Genomic DNA, 18025 nt, shown 5'->3' with positions numbered 1-18025 from the left:
ACCGCGGGCGGCTCGTGTCGAAGCGGGGCGAGGTATAGTGGCAGGCTCGCGGCTCCGCAAGCGTGCGTTTGGGCTTTTCCCGTGACGCGGCTGCGACATCCGGCCTCTCGCCGAGGGATAGACCAGTCCGGAGGGCGACGGAGCCGCTCAGACCGGCTTCGCCAGGTCGAGGACACGCAGCTCCGCCGTCTCCCGCCCGCCCCAGCGGTTCAGGCTCAGCGTGGCCGCGAGATGGACGCTCTCGCCGCGGGCCGCCAGCAGGGCGCGGCCAAGCGGCTCCTGCGCGCAGCGAAAGGCGACGCCGCCGACGCTGGCGCCGTCGCCGCCCTTGAGCTTGACGCGGACATGCCCGCCGCTGCCGATCTCGACCGCATCGGTCAGACGGTGGGCGGGAAAGACGAAGACCGGCTCCGGGCTGCCCTGGCCGAAGGGGCCGGCGCGCTCGATCTCGGCGAGCAGGCGCGGCGTCGCCCCGCCGGCGCTGAGCGCGGCGTCGACGAAAAGCGCTTCCGATTCGCCGGCCGCCTCGACCTCGGCGGAGAGCCGCTGGGCGAGGAAAGCGTGGAAACCATCGCCCTGCCCCGGCGCGAGGGTGACGCCGGCCGCCATGGCGTGGCCGCCGCCCTTGACCGCGAGCCCGGCCTCGACGGCCGCCCGCACCGCCCGGCCGAGATCGACTCCGGCGACCGAGCGGCCGGATCCGGTCGCGCCGCCCTCCGGATTGAGTGCCAGCGCGAAGGCCGGCTTGCGGAAGCGCTCCTTCAGCCGCGCCGCCACCAGCCCGACGATGCCGGGGTGCCAGTCCGGCGAGTTCGCCAGCAGCACCGCCGCGGCGGGATCGCGCATCAGCGCATGATCGGCCTGCGAGATCGCCTCGATCACGGCCTGGCGCTCGATCTCCTGGCGCTCCTGGTTCAGGCGGTTGAGTTCGGCGGCGATGCTGCGCGCCTCGATCTCGTCCGCCGTCAGCAGAAGGCGGGCGCCGAGGCCGGCATCGCCGATGCGGCCGCCGGCATTGATGCGCGGGCCGAGCAGGAAGCCGAGATGCCAGGGTTGCACCGGCCCGTCGAGCCCCGCGACATCCATCAGCGCCGCCAGGCCCGGCCGGGCGCGCGCGCGCAGGATGGCGAGGCCCTGGCGCACGAAGGCCCGGTTGAGCCCGCGCAGCGGCACGACGTCGGCGACCGTCGCGAGCGCGACGAGGTCAAGCGCTGCGAGCAGATCGGGCTCGCCGCCGCGGGCCGCCCAGACATCCTGGCGGCGCAGCACGGTACGGGTGGCGACCAGCGCCAGGAAGACGACGCCGGCGGCGCAGAGATGGCCGAGTCCCGAGAGATCGTCCTGCCGGTTCGGATTGACCAGCGCCTCGACCTCCGGCAGCCGCTCGGGCGCCTGATGATGGTCGAGCACGACGACGTCGAGCCCCAGCCGCCTGGCGTCGGCCAGCGGCTCGTGGCTCGTGGTGCCGCAATCGACGGTGACGAGCAGCGTCGCCCCTTCCGCCGCGAGCTGGCGGATGGCCTCGCTGTTGGGGCCGTAGCCTTCGATCAGCCGGTCGGGGATGTGGATGCGTGGTTGGGCGCCGCCCGCGGATAGGAAACCCGCCAGCAGCGCCGCCGAACAGGCGCCGTCGACATCGTAATCGCCGAAGATCGCAACGCGCTCGCGGGTCGCGACCGCGCGCGCGAGGCGGTCGGAAGCGGGCCCCATGTCGATCAGCGTGCCCGGATCGGGCAGCAGGTCACGCAGCTTCGGCTCGAGAAAGGTTGCCGCCTCGTTGGGCTCGACCCCGCGGCCGGCCAGGAGCCGCGCCAGGATGTCGGGAATGCCCTCGACCTGCGCCAGCGCCTCGGCTCGGCCGAGGCCGGCGGCGTCGAGCCGGTCTCGCCAGGGCCGGCCCAGCGCGGAGCGGGTGACGCCGAGAAAAGCGCGCGGAGGGTTCAGACTCATGGGCGTAGGGCGTCGCGCAGGCGCGCGCGTTCGTCAACCGTAGGCCCGCGGCTCGCCACGACTTCCAATGCAGAACGGCCGGGAAAGCCCGGCCGTCGCGATCAGGTTGGTCGCCGGTTGCGGCTCAATCCAGCTTGAACTTGCCGAAGTCGCGGTGTTCGCCGTGGATGCGGCGGACCGTGCCGGTGATCGAGCGATAGACGATCGTCTCCGTCTCGATCACGTCCTTGCCGAACTTCACGCCCCGGAGCATGCCGCCATTGGTGACGCCGGTGGCGCAGACGATGGTGTCGCCCGACGCCATCTCTTCCATGCTGTACTTCTTGTTCGGGTCGGTGACGCCCATGGTGAGCGCACGCGCGCGCTTCTCCTCGGTGTCGAGGATCAGGCGACCCTGCATCTGGCCGCCGACGCAGCGCAGCGCCGCCGCGGCCAGCACGCCCTCGGGCGCGCCGCCAATGCCGAGATAGAGGTCGATGCCGGTCTTGTGCGGCTCGGTGCAATAGATCACGCCGGCGACGTCGCCATCGGTGATCAGGCGGATCGAGCAGCCGGTCTTGCGCACCTCCTCGATGAGCTTGGCATGGCGCGGGCGGTCCATGATCAGCGTCGAGATTTCGCTCGGCTTGACGCCCTTGGCCTTGGCCAGCGCGTGGATGTTGTCGGTGGGCGACGCGTCGAGATCGACGACGCCGCGGGCATAGCCGGGGCCGATCGCGATCTTGTCCATGTAGACGTCGGGCGCGTTGAGCAGCTTGCCGGCCTCCGCCATCGCCATCACGGCGATCGAATCGGGCATGTCCTTGGCGCAGAGCGTCGTGCCTTCCAGCGGATCGACGGCGATATGGACCTTCGGACCCTGGCGGGTGCCGACCTTCTCGCCGATGAAGAGCATCGGCGCCTCGTCGCGCTCACCCTCGCCGATGACGATCTCGCCATCGATCGGCAGGCGGTTCAGTTCGCGGCGCATCGCGTCGACCGCCGCCTGGTCCGCCGCCTTCTCGTTGCCATGGCCGCGCAGCCGCGCCGCCGAGACGGCCGCGCGCTCGGTGACGCGCACCAGCTCCATCGAGAGATAGCGCTCGATGATCTGGGAGGAGGAAATGCGGAGATCGTCGGACATGAGCGGTTCCCTTTGGTTTTGCGGATGGCGGCGAGCGGTCACGGCGTCAACAACGCCGAAAACCCTACTCCCGTTCGATCCGGATGACTTGCGGCGGTTCGGCGATATGCCCATCGGCCGAGACCTGCTCCAAAGCGGAGCGGATGGCGGCCTCGCTCGTGGCGTAGGTGATCAGCACAACAGGGACCGGCGTGCCCGAGCGCCCGGCCGGATCCTGCGCCGCGGCGGCCGGGGAACGGCGCTGGACGATGCTCTCCAGCGAGATGTCGGCCTGGGCCATGCGGGTCGCGATGCCGGCGGCGGCGCCGGGGCGGTCGACCACCGAGAGGCGGACATAGTAGCCGCCCTCGTGGCGCTGCATCGGGGTGCGGGCCGCGGTCTCGAGCCGTGCGACCGGCAGGCCGAAGGGCAGCCCCGCCGTACCGCGGGCGATGTCGGCGATGTCGGCGACGACGGCGGAGGCGGTGGGGTCGCCACCGGCACCGGGGCCGACGAGGGTGAGTTCGCGCACGGCGTCGGCATCGACCGTGACCGCGTTGAGCACGCCCATCACCTGCGCGATGGCCGAGGATTTCGGTACCATGGTCGGGTGGACGCGCTGCTCGATGCCGGCCTTGGTCCGCTCGGCGACGCCGAGCAGCTTGATCCGGTAGCCGAGTTCGTCGGCCATCTTGAGGTCGAGCGGCGTGATCGAGGAAATGCCTTCGACATGAATCGCTTCGGCGTCGATCTTCGTGCCGAAGGCGAGGCTGGTCAGGATGGCGAGCTTGTGGGCGGTGTCATAACCCTCGACGTCGAAGGTCGGGTCGGCCTCGGCATAGCCCAGCCGCTGGGCGTCCTTCAGGCAGGCCTCGAAAGTCAGCCCCTCCATCTCCATGCGCGAGAGGATGTAGTTGCAGGTGCCGTTGAGGATTCCGTAGAGCCGCGTCACAGTGTTGCCGGCGAGTGCCTCGCGCAGCGTCTTGACGATCGGGATGCCACCGGCCGAGGAGGCCTCGAAGGCGAGCGCGACGCCCTTTTCCTCCGCCAGCGCGGCGAGCGCGACGCCGTGATGGGCGAGCAGCGCCTTGTTGGCGGTCACGACCGGCTTGCCGGCTGCGAGAGCCGCCTCGACCGCGGCCTTGGCCGGGCCGTCCGAGCCGCCGACCAGCTCGACCAGGCAATCGATCTCGGGCGAGCGCGCAAGGGCAACGGGATCGTCGAACCAGGTCAGTCCGCCGAGGTCGACGCCGCGATCACGCGTCCTGTCGCGGGCGGAGACGGCCGTGACGCGGATGGCGCGGCCGCAGCGCTCGCTGAGCGCGTTCTCCTGCCGGTGCAGGATGCGCAGCACCGAGGCGCCGACGGTTCCGAGCCCGGCAAGGCCGATGCGAAGCGGGGTGGCGGCGGGCTGTGCAGGGGCGCTGGTCATGGCGGCGGCGTCGCATGAGCGGCGCGTGCGAGTCAACGGCGAAGCCCCGTCTTGCGCTCAGCCGAACCGGCAGACGACCTCGGCGGCAAGGCGGCGCAGCTTGCCCTCTCCAAACGTCATGTGGATGCGCAGGAGATTGGTGCCGAAGGCGGTGATCTTGATGGTGCGCAAAGCTTCCAGCGTGTCGCCGTTCCAGCTCGTGGCGCTCTCGTTCACCGGCGTCCAGAACCAGGGCTTCGGCGGCTCGATCACCGCCTCGGCCAGGATCTTTTCAGCCGCCGCCTGCTCGATGCCCGGCGGGAGATGACGGGCGACCACCTCGGTGGCGTCGCGGCCGCATTCGCGGGCGGTGGTCGCGGCGAGCACATCCGAAATCAGCGGCGAGTTCGTCTGCGGCACGCGCCCGCGCGAGAAGTCATAGGTGCTGACGAGGCAGACCAGCGCGAAGAGAACCACGCCCCCGGCGAGCAGACGGCCTTTGCTGAACATCACGCGTGAAAGCCCCGTTCCGGACGGGTTCGTCCGTGGCGACGGGTTCCCATGTTTCGGGTTCGGGGTCCAGAGGAAGGCTGCCGTCATTCTCGGGCGCAGCGCAGCGGAGACCCGAGAATCTCTGGCAGATTGAGCATCAGCGCCGCGTGTCACGAGGTGCTCGGGTCAAGCCCGAGCATGACGCTCCGCGACGGAGCCCTCCTACCCCGCCTTCGGCATCTGGATGACGTTGTGCAGGGTGTGGTCGGCACCCTTCAGGAAGCGGCCGATGTTTCGCGCGGCCTGGCGGATGCGCTGCTCGTTCTCGACGATGGCGATGCGCACGAAGTCGTCGCCATGCTCGCCGAAGCCGATGCCGGGCGCGACCGCGACCTCGGCCTTCTCGATCAGCAGCTTCGAGAACTCCAGCGAGCCGAGATGGCGGAACTTCTCTGGGATCGGCACCCAGGCGAACATCGAGGCGGCAGGAGCCGGAAACTCCCAGCCGGCCTTGCCGAAGCTTTCGACCAGCGCGTCGCGGCGCTTGCGGTAGATCTCGCGCATCTCGCGGATGCAATCGTCGGGGCCGTTGAGGGCGGCCGCCGCCGCGACCTGGATCGGGGTGTAGGCGCCATAGTCGAGATAGGACTTCACCCGGGCGAGCGCCGCCAGAAGCCGCTCGTTGCCGACCGCAAAGCCCATGCGCCAGCCGGCCATCGAGAAGGTCTTCGACATCGAGGTGAACTCGACGGTAACGTCCATCGCGCCCGGCACCTGCAGCATCGAAGGCGGCGGGTCGTTCTCGTCGAAATAGACCTCGGCATAGGCGAGGTCCGAGAGCAGGATCAGCTCGTGCTTCTTCGCGAAGGCGACGAGGTCCCGGTAGAAATCGAGCGAGGCGGTGTAGGCGGTCGGGTTCGCCGGATAGCAGGTGACGAGCGCGATCGGCTTGGGCACCGAATGGATCATCGCCCGCTCGAGCGCCGGGAAGAAGGCCGGCGTCGGCTCGGCCGGTACGGAGCGGATCACGCCGCCCGCCATCAGGAAGCCGAAGGCGTGGATCGGATAGCTGGGGTTGGGCACCAGCACAACGTCGCCCGGCCCGGTGATGGCCTGCGCCATGTTGGCGAAGCCTTCCTTGGAGCCCAGTGTCGCGACGACCTGGGTATCGGGATTGAGCTTCACGCCGAAGCGGCGCTCGTAGTAGTTCGCCTGCGCGCGGCGCAGCCCGCCGATGCCCTTGGAGGCCGAATAGCGATCGGTGCGCGGCTTGCCGGCGGTCTCGACCAGCTTCTCGATGACATGCTTTGGCGCCGGCAGATCGGGATTGCCCATGCCGAGATCGACGATGTCGACGCCCTTGGCGCGTTCGGCCGCCTTGATCTTGTTGACCTGTTCGAAGACGTAGGGCGGCAGGCGCTTGATGCGGTGAAAATCGGCCATTCGAGTAGTTCCTTCGCCGGCCGGGCCGGCATCATGCCTGCGGGAACGCCCGGGCCGGCCCCGACGGTGCCGCGCCCTCCCCGCGATTCAGATCGTTGCGCGCAGCGCGCCTCTCGCCGCATCTTTGGTCACGGGCGGACCGAAAACGCAAGATTCAATCGCGAGCGTAGCACGGCCTGCGCGGCGGCCGCCGAGCGCCGGTCAGGTCAATTGGTGGGAATCGCGGCCGGCTTGGGGGCGGGCGTGGAGCCCAGCGTCTTCGCCACGTTGCCGGCGGCCTCGTTGGCGCTGCGCTTGGCCTCGAGTTCGGCCTCGATCTTCTTGAACTCGGCTCGCGGCTTGCAATCCTCGTTCGGCTTGCGACCGTCCGGGCGGTAGAGGAAGCGGGCCGCCTGCCCCTGCGGAACGAAAGCCGGCCTCGGCGTGTCTCCCTCGCAGAGCGGGTTCACCTGCACGGTCGTGCCAATCGGGATGTAGGTTGGATCCGACGGTCGGGTTTCGCGCACGAAGGGCTTGGGTTCGGCGGCTGTGGTGGCCATTCCCGCCGCCTCCGCGACGCTCTTGCCCGTTTCGCCGGCGCAGCCCGCCACTGCGACGGCCAGACCCGTCAGCATCAGCAGCGGCAGGAGCGGCGTGGACTGGAGTCGGGCTTGCGGCATGGGTCGATCCGGCCTGTTGCGGAATTCTCTTTGTAGCCGATATCCGCTACGTCCTTAATAGGACCAAAATGGGGAGCAGACAGCAGCCCCAACAGAAGACGTGCGACGGGGAGAGCGCGATGGACCGGCGAACCGGGGAGACGTCCGCGGGTGCGAACGGCGCGGCCGAGGTGCCGGTGCCGGATCTCGACGCTTTCGCCCAGAACATGAGCCGGCTCGTCGAGGAATACGGCAAGGTCACCGCCGCCTATCTGAAACCGATCGAGCGCGGCGAGGCCAAGGGCGGGCAGGCCGACGAAGCCAGTGAAATGGTCAAGACGCTCGGCCGCGTCGCCGAGAAATGGGTCTCCGATCCGCGCAAGATCATCGAGGCGCAGGCCTCGCTTACCGGCGATTTCCTGACATTGTGGAGCACGATGCTCAAGCGGGCCGGCGGCGAGGAGGCCAAGCCCGTGATCGAGCCCGACAAGCGCGATGCGCGCTTCGCCGATCCCGACTGGTCGGCGCATCCGATGTTCGACTTCGTCAAGCAAGCCTATCTGATCGGCACGCGCTGGGCCGAATCGATGGTCGATCGGGCCGAGGATCTCGATCCCCACACCCGCGAGAAGGCGCGCTTCTATGTGAAGCAGATCGCCAGCGCCCTCTCGCCCTCCAATTTCGTCGCGACGAACCCCGAACTGCTGCGCGAGACGCTGCAGCAGAACGGCGAGAATCTCGTCCGCGGCATGAAGATGCTGGCGGAGGACATCGAGGCCGGCCGGGGCGAACTCAAGATTCGGCAATCCGATCCGGGTGCCTTCCAGATCGGCGTCAACATCGCCTCGACGCCGGGCAAGGTCGTCTGGCGCAACGACATCATGGAGCTGATCCAGTACGCCCCGGCGACCGAGACCGTGCTGAAGCGCCCCCTCCTGATCGTGCCGCCCTGGATCAACAAGTTCTACATCCTCGATCTCAATGCGGAGAAAAGCTTCATCCGCTGGTGCGTGGCGCAGGGCCTGACGGTGTTCTGCATCTCCTGGGTCAATCCGGACGAGCGCCACGCCGGCAAGGATTTCGAGAGCTACATGCGCGAGGGCGTCTTCGCCGCGCTGGAGGCGATCGAGCGGGCGACCGGCGAGACGAAGGTCAGCGCCATCGGCTATTGCGTCGGCGGCACGCTGCTCGGCGTGACGCTGGCCTATATGGCGGCGGTCGGGGACAAGCGGATCGAGAGCGCGACCTTCTTCACCACCCAGGTCGATTTCGCACAGGCCGGCGAGCTCTCCGTCTTCGTCGACGAGGAGCAGATCCGGGCCGTCGAGGAGCAGATGACCAAGAGCGGCTATCTGGATGGCGCGCGCATGGCGGGCGCCTTCAACATGCTGCGCCCCAACGACCTGATCTGGTCCTATGCGGTCAACAACTACCTGAAGGGCAAGGCGCCGACGCCGTTCGACCTGCTCTACTGGAACTCCGATTCGACGCGGATGCCGGCGGCAAACCACTCCTTCTACCTGCGCAACTGCTATCTGGAGAACAAGCTTTCCAAGGGCGAGATGGTGGTCGGCGGCCAGCGGCTCGATCTCAAGAAGGTGGCGATCCCGATCTACAATCTCGCGACGCGCGAGGACCACATCGCCCCGGCCCGCTCGGTCTTCACCGGCTCGCAATGCTTCGGCGGGCCGGTCGACTATATCGTCGCGGGCTCGGGCCATATCGCCGGCGTGGTCAACCCGCCCGGCAAGGTCAAGTACCAGTATTGGACCGGCGGGCCGGCGCGCGGAACCTATGAGGACTGGATCGCGGCGGCACAGGAGCATCCCGGCTCCTGGTGGCCGCACTGGTTTTCCTGGGTCGAGGCGCAGGCGCCCAAGCGGGTCAAGGCGCGGGTGCCGGGAGCCGGCAAACTGCCGGCCCTCGCCGATGCGCCGGGGACCTATGTGCTGAAGAAGGCGTAACCCCCCGACAGTTCCACCCGCTGGCATTCTCTCAACAAAAAAGCCGGCCCGTGAGGGCCGGCTTTCTCGTGAGACGCTGTGGTTGCGCTCAGAACTTGCGAACCGCCGGCTGCACCGGGATCGTCTGGGCCGGGTTGTCCCAGCGATAGGTCAGGCCGGCCGAGACGATGTGGATATAGGGCTTGGCCTCGGCGGTGAAGAAGACCGGGCCCTGCTGCGGATGGGTGCCGCTGTAGTTCACCTTCGCCTTGTTCACATTGATATAGGTGTAGCCGAGGTCGAGCTTGAGCTTGTCGGTGACCTGGTAGCTCGCACCGGCCGAGAGCCAGAGGCGGTCGTTGTCCGAGATGAAGACGGTCCGGTTGGTGTCGTTCACCGGCGACAGCTCATAGGCGACACCGGCGCGCAGCGTCAGGGCCTGATTGTACTTGTACTCGACGCCGCCGCTGAAGAACCAGCTGTCGTCATAGACGAAGTTCAGGCTCGAGATCGGCAGGCCGCTGATCTGGCTGACGATCGGGATGCGGCGGAAACGGCTCCAGTTGGTCCACTCGACGCCAAGATGGGCCTGCCACTGGTCGTTGATGACCTGCGACACGCCGAAGACCACAGAGTCCGGCAGGTTCAGATTGGCCTTGATCGGGCCGACGCCGGCCACCGTCGAGATCGTGCCCTCGAGGGTCTGATGGATCGAGGAGCGGTAGGCGATACCGATCGTCGTGCCCTCGCGCGGGGTCAACGTCGCACCGACCCGGAAGCCGACATCGACGGTGTCGCCCTTGAGGATCTGGTTGGGGGCGAAGGGCCCGATCGCCGTGCCGAGCGTCGCGCCGGTGGCGTTCTTCAGGCTGGTCTTGAGGTACTGCACCTGGACGGCGGCACCGACGGAGAGCCAGTCGTTGACCTTGTAGCCGATCGTCGGGGAGACGTTGATCGTCTTCAGATTGGCCGAGCGGCCATAGACCTGGCCGGCATAGACCTGATCCTCGGCCTTGGAGCGCAGGCCGAAGGGCGCGCCCGTGGTCAGGCCGATCCAGAACCGGTCGGTGAGCTGCCAGTTCGAGTAGGAGGCCGGAATGAAGGCGCCGTCGCCGCCGATGTTGCCGGAGCCGTTCTGGATCGGGTTCAGCGGGCCGACCGGCGAGCCCAGCCGCGTCGGCGAGGTCGGATCATAGGAGGCGTTGGCGTTGAGATAGGTGACGTTCCACTGGCTGTTGCGGCCGGGGAACATGGTGATCGTGGCCGGGTTCCAGGCCATTGCGCCCATGCCGATGCCGCCGGAAGCCGCGCCCGCATAAGCCATGCCGAGACCCTCGGCGCTCTGGCCGCTGCGGATCGCGAAGGAGCCCGCCTGGGCCGCGCCGGCGGCGAGGAGGGCCGCGACCGAAACCGTGGCTGCGGCGGCTGTACGAACGATGCCCTTCATCGAATCCATCCCGTCTTTCGTTTCTTCGGGCTGCAACGCCCGTCTCGAATCCGAGCATGCCGCGAGCCGCCCTTCGCCGCAATGCCGCCGCGAAGTCGCCGAATTTGGACCAGCCGTCGGATTTGACGGTGGGGAAGGCACGAAAATGCCCCGAACTTGTCCGTTTTTCCTGTTGCCGGCTTCAACGCCGCGCTAAAGATATCGTTTACATGCGAACTATCGCGGGTTTTCGTGTTTCTGGCGCGTTTCGAGACAGCAGCGCCCAAGAGACGGGCACTCCGCTTTCGCGACCCTCGTTGCATTCCCGCAACAATCGCATGGGCAGCCCCTCGCATCCGGGGCATGCGCGCGAATGGGCTTGTCTTTCGCGGCGGCGTCTTGTCAGGTTCCCCTCCCAATTAGATCGTTTGAAACGGGGGAAACGACGTGAAACTGCTACGCTACGGGGCTGCCGGCCAGGAAAAGCCGGGCCTCCTCGACGCCCAGGGCGTCCTGCGCGACCTTTCCGGCATCATTCCGGACGTCGCCGGCAAGGCCCTGACGTCGGGCTCGCTGGCGAAAATCAAGGCGCTCGATCCGCAGACGCTGCCGAAGGTTGATGGTGCGCCGCGCATCGGCGCCTGCGTCGGCGATGTGCGCAACTTCATCGCGGTGGGCCTCAACTTCGCCGACCATGCGGCCGAGACCGGCGCCGAGATTCCGAAGGAGCCGATCCTCTTTAACAAGGCGCCGAACTGCATCGTCGGCCCCAACGACGACGTGATCATTCCCAAGGGCTCGAAGAAGACGGACTGGGAGGTCGAGCTCGCCATCGTGATCGGCGACGGCGGCTCCTACATCCCGGAGGACAAGGCTTTTGCCGCGATCGCGGGCTTCGCCGTCTGCAACGACGTCTCGGAGCGCGAGTTCCAGATCGAGCGCGGCGGCCAGTGGGCCAAGGGCAAGGGCTGCCCGACCTTCGGCCCGCTCGGCCCCTGGCTGGTGACGACGGACGAGGTCAAGGACGTCCAGAACCTCGCCATGTGGCTCGAGGTCGATGGCGAGCGCGTCCAGAACGGCTCGAGCAAGACGATGATCTTCGGCTGCGCGTATCTCGTCCACTATATCAGCCAATTCATGCGGCTGGATCCGGGCGACGTCATCACCACCGGCACGCCGCCCGGCGTCGGTCTCGGCTTCAAGCCGCCGCGCTTCCTGAAGGGCGGCGAGGTCGTCAAGCTTGGGATCGAGGGCCTCGGCGAGCAGCAGCAGCACTTCAAGGCCTATCAGGGCTGAGATTTCTCCGCTCGGACATGGAAAAGGGCCGCTCGCGCGGCCCTTTTTTGTTACCACCGCCGCAGGGGCCGGCTCACTTCTCCGCCAGCCCCAGCATCAGCCGGATGTTCTGCACGGCAGCGCCCGAAGCGCCCTTGCCGAGATTGTCCAGCCGCGCGACCAGCACCGCCTGGCGCAGATCGTCGTCGCCGAAGACGCGCAGTTCCAGCTTGTTGGTGTCGTTGAGCGCCTGCGGCTCGAGCTTGCCGCCCGTCTGCGCGGCGGGAACGACCGAGACATAGGTCGAGCCGGCATAATGTTCGGCGAGCGCATCGGCGAGATCGGCCGCCTTGGGCTTGCCCGGCAGCGTGTCGAGATGCAGCGGCACCGAAACCAGCATGCCCTGCCGGAAATTCCCGACGGACGGAATGAAGATCGGCCGCCGCGACAGCCGCGCATAGCGCTGCAGCTCCGGCAGGTGCTTGTGCTTGAGGCCGAGGCCGTACAGCTCGAAGGCCGGGGCCGTGCCGGCCTCATAGGCCTCGATCATGCTCTTGCCGCCGCCCGAATAGCCCGACACCGCATTGATGGTGACGGGGTAATCCTGCGGGATGAAACCGGCATCGATCAGCGGCCGCAGCAGCGCGATGCCGCCGGTGGGATAGCAGCCGGGGTTGGAGACGCGGGTCGCCTTGGCGATGGTCGCGGCGTGGCCGTGCTCCAGCTCGGCGAAACCGTAGACCCAGTCCGGCGCGACGCGATAGGCGGTCGAGGCGTCGACGATCTTCGGCGACTTCGCGCCGAGCGCGTCGGCGAGCGCGACCGATTCCTTCGCCGCGTCGTCCGGCAGGCAGAGCACGACGAGATCGACCTGCGCCATCATCTCCTGGCGGGCGACCGGGTCCTTGCGCTTCTCGGGATCGATGCTGCGGACGACGACACCCGGCATCCCCGCCAGCCGGTCGCGGATGCCGAGTCCGGTGGTCCCGGCTTCGCCGTCGATGAAGATGGATTTCGGGTTCTGGCTCATCGGACCCTCGCAAGGCGTCTGGGGGATCGGCTCAAGAAGCTTGGCCGGCTTCGGGCATAAAAAAACCGCGCTCCGGGCGCGGTCGCGGACAGTCGGACTGCAAGCCGAGCGTCATCGCGGTCGCGCGGGGGCGGCCGTGACAGGGCGACGTCGGGACAGGCTCATGGTCATGGGCGGGATATGAGGGAGGGAGGGGGCGCTGTCAATTGCATCGTCACTCTCACGCGGCGCAGAGCGACGACCAGCGTCCTGGACGGCCTTGTGCCGACCATGACGGAAACGCGTTCTTGAACGATCCGAATCGCTTGGCGTGACCGGCGGACAATCCGATTCAACGCGTTTTCTTCACCGCCAGCGCCTGGATGTGGTGCTGCACCAGGGTCGAGCCCGCGATCGCGGTGATGTCGGCATGGTCGTAAGGCGGCGAGACCTCAACGAGGTCCATGCCGCGGATGTCGAGGTCGCGCAGGCCCCAGACCAGGCGCAGCGCCTGCTCTGACGACAACCCGCCCGAGACCGGCGTGCCGGTGCCCGGCGCAAAGGCGGGGTCGAGCGCGTCGATGTCGAAGGTCAGATAGGCCGGCCCCTCCCCGACCCGCTCGCGGATCCGCGCGAGCGTTCTCGCCACACCAAGGTCATGGACGGTGTAGGCGTCGAGAATCGCGACCCCGCCGTCGCGCGGCGCGACGGTGCGGATGCCGATCTGGATCGAGCGCTCGATGTCGATCAACCCCTCGCGCACCGCCTCCAGCACGAAGGAGCCGTGGCCGATGGCGCCGACGCCGTCATCCCAGGTGTCCTGATGCGCGTCGAACTGGATCAGGGCGAGCGGGCCATGGCGGGCGACATGGGCGCGCAGCAACGGCAGTGTGACGAAATGGTCGCCGCCCAGCGTCACAAGATGCGCGCCTGAGGCGAGGATGCCCGCGGCCTCCCTCTCGATGGCGCGGGCGCAACCCGGCAGGTCGCCGCGCGGCAGCAGGCAGTCGCCATAGTCGAGGGCCGTGAGATGCGCGAAGGGATCGAGACCGGAGGGGTATTGCGGATCGCCGTCGAAGATCGCGCTGGCGCGGCGGATCGCCTGCGGGCCGAAGCGAGCGCCGGGCCGGTTGGTCACGGCGAGATCGAAGGGCACGCCCCAGATCACGAGATCGCAGCCGGCGACGTCCTTGCCATAGCGCCGGCGCATGAAGGAGAGCGCGCCTGCATAGGTCGGGTCGCCCGCACCGCCGCGGCGCTCGCCGGTGAAGGCATGGTCGATCGAGCCCGGGCCAGCCTGCTCGGTCATCGCCGCTCTCCCCGGCTCACGGGCGACGCCCCATCAGCCAGACATAGAGGCACCAGGGCAGGATCAGCGCCAGCGCCGAGAGCACCAGCCGCAGAGTCGTCCAGGCGACCGGGTTCTGGAGCGCGCGCCCATCCAGCTCCGGCACGCCATGGATCACACCGAGCGCGACGGCCGGCGCCAGGAAGATCACCAGCGCGCTGGCGATGCGCCGCCCCCGCGGCAGGTCCCGCCGGGCCAGCGCGATCAGGGCCGGCACGGCGATCATGCCGAAAGCGATGAGAGTCAGGAGGACACGCATGGTCGTGGCCTATCGCAGCCGCTCTTCCGAGGAAACCCCGTCCGTCATGGCGAGCGCAGCGACCCATCCAGGGAAACGTCGAGCGCGCGAGGCCGGATGGCCTCTCTGCGCTCGCAATGACCTGCTACCGCCCGCCGCCGACGCGCAGGATCGAGCCCGTCACATAGGACGCTGCATCGGAGAGCAGAAAAAGCACCGTCTCGGCGATTTCCTCGGCGGTCGCCGCGCGCTGCATCGGCACCAGCGGGGCGATACGTCCGACACGGGCGGCGTCGCCGGTCGAGACGCCGTGAATATCGGTCTCGGTGATGCCGGGCGCGACCGCATTGACGCGGATGCCGGGCGCCAGCTCCTTCGACAGTCCCAGCGTGAGGCTGTCGATCGCGCCTTTGGAGGCTGCATACCAGACATATTCGCCGGCACCGCCGATCGTGGCCGCGACCGAAGAAACATTGACGATCGCCCTGCCCCGCGCCGTGCCGTTGGCAATCAGAGCGCGTGCGGCCTCGCGCGCCACGAGGATCGCCCCCGTCACGTTCACGTCGATGCAGGTGCGGATCACGGCCGCATCCGCCTGCGCGAGCGGGCTCGCCCGCCCGGTGATGCCGGCATTGTTGACGACATGGGTCAGCGGCCCAAGCGCCTCTTTCGCCGCCTCGAAGACGCGCGTGATGTCCTCCTCGCGCGCCATGTCGCCCTGAAGCGCGACCGCCTTCGCCCCGGCTGCCTCGCAGGCCGCGACGACCTCGGCCGCGGCCTTTGCCGCGCTCTGGTAGTTCACCGCGACGTCATAGCCGCGCTGCGCGGCCATCACGCAGATGGCGGCGCCGATACCGCGGCTGCCGCCGGTGACGAGGAGGACGGGGCGGGACATGGCGGCTCCTTGGATGTTCGCGTTTCAGACCCGAGCCCTCATCCTGAGGAGCGGGCCCGCTGCCCGCGTCTCGAAGGATGCTCCAGATGCTACCGTAGCGTCCTAAAGCATCCTTCGAGACGACCGCTGCGCGGTCTCCTCAGGATGAGGGCTGGAGGCTCAGTCAATACGAAAAGGGCGGCCCTTGCGAGCCGCCCTTTCCATAGATCGGACAGTCTGGAAACGATCAGCGCTTCGAGAACTGGAAGCTGCGGCGGGCCTTGGCCTTGCCGAACTTCTTGCGCTCGACGACGCGCGAGTCGCGGGTCAGGAAGCCTTCCTTCTTGAGCGGGCCGCGAAGCTCGGGCTCGTAGAAGGTCAGGGCCTTGGAGATGCCGTGGCGCACCGCGCCGGCCTGGCCGGAGAGACCGCCGCCCTTTACCGAGACGACGACGTCGTACTGGGTCAGGCGATCGACGAGCTGCAGCGGCTGCTGGAGGACCATGCGCAGCACGGGGCGCGCGAAATAGACCTCCTGGTCACGGGTGTTGACCGTGATCTTGCCGGTGCCGGGCTTGATCCAGACGCGGGCGATGGCGTTCTTGCGCTTGCCGGTGGCATAGGCGCGGCCCTGGGCGTCGACCTTCTTGACGTGGACCGGAGCGGCCTCGGCCTGGGTCGTCTTGACGCCACCGAGATCGGCGAGAGACTGGAGAACTTCAGCCATGATCAGACCCTCGCATTCTTGCTGTTGAGCGCGGCGACGTCGAGCGTCTCCGGCGACTGGGCCGCATGGGGGTGCTCCGCGCCCTTGTAGACGCGCAGGTTGCCGAGGATCTGGCGGAAGAGCGGGCCGCGGGGCAGCATGCGCTCGACGGCCTTCTCGACGATCCGCTCGGGGAAGCGCCCCTCGAGGATGAACTTGGCCGAACGCTCCTTGATGCCGCCGGCGTAGCCGGTGTGGTGGTAGTACACCTTCTGGTCGCGCTTGCGGCCGGTCAGGACCACCTTGTCGGCGTTGATGACGATGATGTTGTCGCCGCAGTCGACATGGGGGGTGTAGGCCGCCTTGTGCTTGCCGCGCAGACGCATCGCCACCACGGAGGCGAGACGGCCGACGACGAGCCCGGAGGCGTCGATCACAACCCACTTCTTTTCGACATCGGCGGGCTTGAGCGAGATGGTCTTCATCGCGGGCACCCTTCGGAGCGTTGAAAAAAGGACAAGCCGCCGGAGAACCGGCGGCGGTGTGAGCGGGGGATAGTGGCAGGCCGCTCCGGTGTCAACCGTTGCTCAGTGCTTGGGAAACCGAAAAACGCATTGTTTTCAGAGAAATGCCGAAAACGGTATCATAGTACCGCATCTCGTTCGTCTTGCTCGGGCTTGACCCGAGTCTCTCGGGCCGGCGATTCTCGGGTGAGGCCCGAGGATGACGCCGCGTTGACCTCAGCGCTCCACCGGAATCGAATAGGTCCCCGTCGCATGGGCGACCATCTCGCTCTCGCCCTGCGAGTAGAGCGAGACCTCGCCGACCGCGAGCCGCTTGCCGAGCTTGAGCAACCTCGCCTCCCCGATCAGGGCTGCGGGCGCCGGCTTGCGCAGGAAGTTGAAGGACAGGCTCGTGGTGACGGCGAGCGCGACCGGGCCGATCTGGCCGAGGATCGCGGCGTAGAGCGCGAGATCGGCCAGCGCCATCATCGTCGGGCCCGAAATCGTGCCCCCTGGGCGCAGATGCTTCTCGTGATAGTCGCAGCGCATGCGGGCGCTCATCGGCCCGACCTCCTCGACGAAATAGGTCCGCCCGCCGCTGTGGAGCTGCGGGAAGACCTCGTCGAGAAAGGCCTCGAGCTGCGCGGCGTTCATGCGGGGCGTGGGGTCGCGCAGGGTCATCTCGGGCGGTCCGGCACAGGCAGCGATGAGGAGATGCCCCTTGCAGCATGGGGGAGCGCGGCGGACAATACGGCAAAACGCACAGGCAAACGCTCACGGAAACGCCGAGGTCACCGCCATGAACGCCCATGCCCGCCCCGAGGCGGCACCCGCGCTGCGGCGCGAGGACAGCGAGGGCATCGCCGTCCTCACGCTCGACCGGCCGCAATCGCGCAATCCGCTCAGCGAGGCGATGCTGGCCGCGCTGGCCGAAAGCTTCACCGCCATCGCCGCCGACCGGAGCGTCAAGGCGGTCGTGCTGGCAGCCGAAGGCCCGGTGTTCTGCGCCGGGCACGATCTGAAGGAGATGAGCGCGCATCGCGCCGATCCCGATCGCGGCCGTGCCTATTTCACTGACGTCCTCGGGCGCTGCTCGGGCGTGATGCAGCAGATCACCGCCCTGCCCCAGCCGGTGATCGCGGCGGTCGAGGGCACGGCGACGGCGGCCGGCTGCCAGCTCGTCGCCAGCTGCGACCTCGCGGTGGCGGGCGATGCCGCGCGGTTCTGCACGCCGGGCGTCCATATCGGGCTGTTCTGCTCGACGCCGATGGTCGCGCTGACGCGCAACCTCTCGGCCAAGCACGCGATGGAGATGCTGCTGCTGGGCGAGATGGTGCCCGCCGAGGAGGCGGCGCGGATGGGGCTGGTCAACCGCGTCGTGGCGGCCGGCAGCGCGCTCAGGGAGGCGAAGCGGCTGGCGGCCGTGATCGCCTCGAAATCCACCGCGACCATCCGCATCGGCAAGCGCGCCTTCTACGAGCAGCGCGAGATGGACCTGGCTGAAGCTTACGACCACGCCTCGGCGGTGATGGTCGAGAATATGCTGGCGCGCGATGCCGAAGAAGGCATCGGGGCCTTCGTCGAGAAGCGGGCGCCGGTCTGGGAGGGGTAGGCGCGGGGAACCCCTCTCCTGTAAGGAGAGGGGCAGGGGTGAGGTGTCGGCCCCT

17 protein-coding genes are annotated in these 18025 nt (G+C 68.2%); 3 read left to right on the top strand and 14 right to left on the bottom strand.

The window, feature by feature from the left end:
* Positions 1-147: 147 nt before the first annotated feature.
* From recJ to AX750_RS18440, 6 genes are all read right to left on the bottom strand, one after another.
* The gene (gene recJ / locus AX750_RS18465; protein WP_066734722.1) at positions 148-1950 is read right to left on the bottom strand and encodes a single-stranded-DNA-specific exonuclease RecJ; all 1803 of its coding nucleotides are present in this window, start codon (positions 1948-1950) and stop codon (positions 148-150) included.
* Between the two features lie 124 nt (positions 1951-2074).
* On the bottom strand, positions 2075-3073 hold the full coding sequence (glpX, locus tag AX750_RS18460) for a class II fructose-bisphosphatase (protein ID WP_066734719.1): 999 nt from the start codon (positions 3071-3073) through the stop codon (positions 2075-2077).
* A gap of 64 nt (positions 3074-3137) precedes the next feature.
* The gene (locus tag AX750_RS18455) at positions 3138-4484 is read right to left on the bottom strand and encodes a homoserine dehydrogenase (protein ID WP_066734716.1); all 1347 of its coding nucleotides are present in this window, start codon (positions 4482-4484) and stop codon (positions 3138-3140) included.
* Positions 4485-4541: 57 nt separating this feature from the next.
* Positions 4542-4976 (bottom strand): hypothetical protein, encoded by a 435-nt coding sequence (locus AX750_RS18450; RefSeq protein ID WP_156450086.1) that lies wholly within the window; start codon positions 4974-4976, stop codon positions 4542-4544.
* Between the two features lie 201 nt (positions 4977-5177).
* The gene (locus tag AX750_RS18445) at positions 5178-6398 is read right to left on the bottom strand and encodes an LL-diaminopimelate aminotransferase (protein ID WP_066734712.1); all 1221 of its coding nucleotides are present in this window, start codon (positions 6396-6398) and stop codon (positions 5178-5180) included.
* A 206-nt stretch (positions 6399-6604) separates the two neighbouring features.
* Positions 6605-7057 (bottom strand): hypothetical protein, encoded by a 453-nt coding sequence (locus tag AX750_RS18440; RefSeq protein ID WP_066734707.1) that lies wholly within the window; start codon positions 7055-7057, stop codon positions 6605-6607.
* A gap of 119 nt (positions 7058-7176) precedes the next feature.
* Between AX750_RS18440 and phaC the strand changes: the two genes are divergently transcribed.
* On the top strand, positions 7177-9000 hold the full coding sequence (gene phaC, locus AX750_RS18435) for a class I poly(R)-hydroxyalkanoic acid synthase (protein WP_066734704.1): 1824 nt from the start codon (positions 7177-7179) through the stop codon (positions 8998-9000).
* A gap of 88 nt (positions 9001-9088) precedes the next feature.
* Here the strand turns inward: phaC and AX750_RS18430 are convergent, their stop codons facing one another.
* Positions 9089-10435, bottom strand: coding sequence for an outer membrane protein transport protein (locus tag AX750_RS18430; protein ID WP_066734701.1), 1347 nt, complete (start codon positions 10433-10435; stop codon positions 9089-9091).
* A 417-nt stretch (positions 10436-10852) separates the two neighbouring features.
* Here AX750_RS18430 and AX750_RS18425 point away from each other — a divergent pair, with 417 nt between their 5' ends.
* Positions 10853-11701, top strand: a complete 849-nt coding sequence (locus AX750_RS18425; RefSeq protein WP_066734699.1) for a fumarylacetoacetate hydrolase family protein — start codon at positions 10853-10855, stop codon at positions 11699-11701.
* 73 nt (positions 11702-11774) lie between these two features.
* Here the strand turns inward: AX750_RS18425 and argC are convergent, their stop codons facing one another.
* The 7 genes from argC to AX750_RS18390 form a co-directional block, all read right to left on the bottom strand.
* Complete coding sequence (gene argC / locus AX750_RS18420; protein ID WP_066734698.1) at positions 11775-12710, bottom strand: N-acetyl-gamma-glutamyl-phosphate reductase; 936 nt, start codon at positions 12708-12710, stop codon at positions 11775-11777.
* Positions 12711-13041: 331 nt separating this feature from the next.
* A complete protein-coding gene (gene speB / locus AX750_RS18415) occupies positions 13042-13998 on the bottom strand; it encodes an agmatinase (RefSeq protein WP_066734697.1) in 957 nt (318 codons plus the stop codon).
* Positions 13999-14014: 16 nt separating this feature from the next.
* The gene (locus AX750_RS18410) at positions 14015-14296 is read right to left on the bottom strand and encodes a hypothetical protein (RefSeq protein ID WP_066734694.1); all 282 of its coding nucleotides are present in this window, start codon (positions 14294-14296) and stop codon (positions 14015-14017) included.
* Positions 14297-14420: 124 nt separating this feature from the next.
* A complete protein-coding gene (locus AX750_RS18405) occupies positions 14421-15170 on the bottom strand; it encodes an SDR family oxidoreductase (protein ID WP_066734690.1) in 750 nt (249 codons plus the stop codon).
* A 226-nt stretch (positions 15171-15396) separates the two neighbouring features.
* Positions 15397-15876 (bottom strand): 30S ribosomal protein S9, encoded by a 480-nt coding sequence (gene rpsI, locus AX750_RS18400; protein ID WP_066734688.1) that lies wholly within the window; start codon positions 15874-15876, stop codon positions 15397-15399.
* A 2-nt stretch (positions 15877-15878) separates the two neighbouring features.
* Complete coding sequence (gene rplM / locus AX750_RS18395) at positions 15879-16340, bottom strand: 50S ribosomal protein L13 (protein ID WP_066734687.1); 462 nt, start codon at positions 16338-16340, stop codon at positions 15879-15881.
* A gap of 255 nt (positions 16341-16595) precedes the next feature.
* Positions 16596-17039: a PaaI family thioesterase gene (locus AX750_RS18390; protein WP_245282439.1), complete on the bottom strand. Its 444-nt coding sequence runs from the start codon at positions 17037-17039 to the stop codon at positions 16596-16598.
* 118 nt (positions 17040-17157) lie between these two features.
* Here AX750_RS18390 and AX750_RS18385 point away from each other — a divergent pair, with 118 nt between their 5' ends.
* Positions 17158-17970 carry an enoyl-CoA hydratase gene (locus tag AX750_RS18385; RefSeq protein ID WP_066734685.1) on the top strand — a complete coding sequence of 271 codons (813 nt, stop codon included), beginning with the start codon at positions 17158-17160 and terminating at the stop codon, positions 17968-17970.
* Positions 17971-18025 lie beyond the last annotated feature (55 nt).

Source organism: Methylobacterium sp. CCH7-A2, from assembly GCF_001557075.1.
GTDB classification, from domain to species: domain Bacteria; phylum Pseudomonadota; class Alphaproteobacteria; order Rhizobiales; family Beijerinckiaceae; genus Allobosea; species Allobosea massiliensis.
The sequence above is the reverse complement of the archived record's forward strand: the minus strand, read 5'-3'. Positions and strand labels throughout refer to the sequence as shown.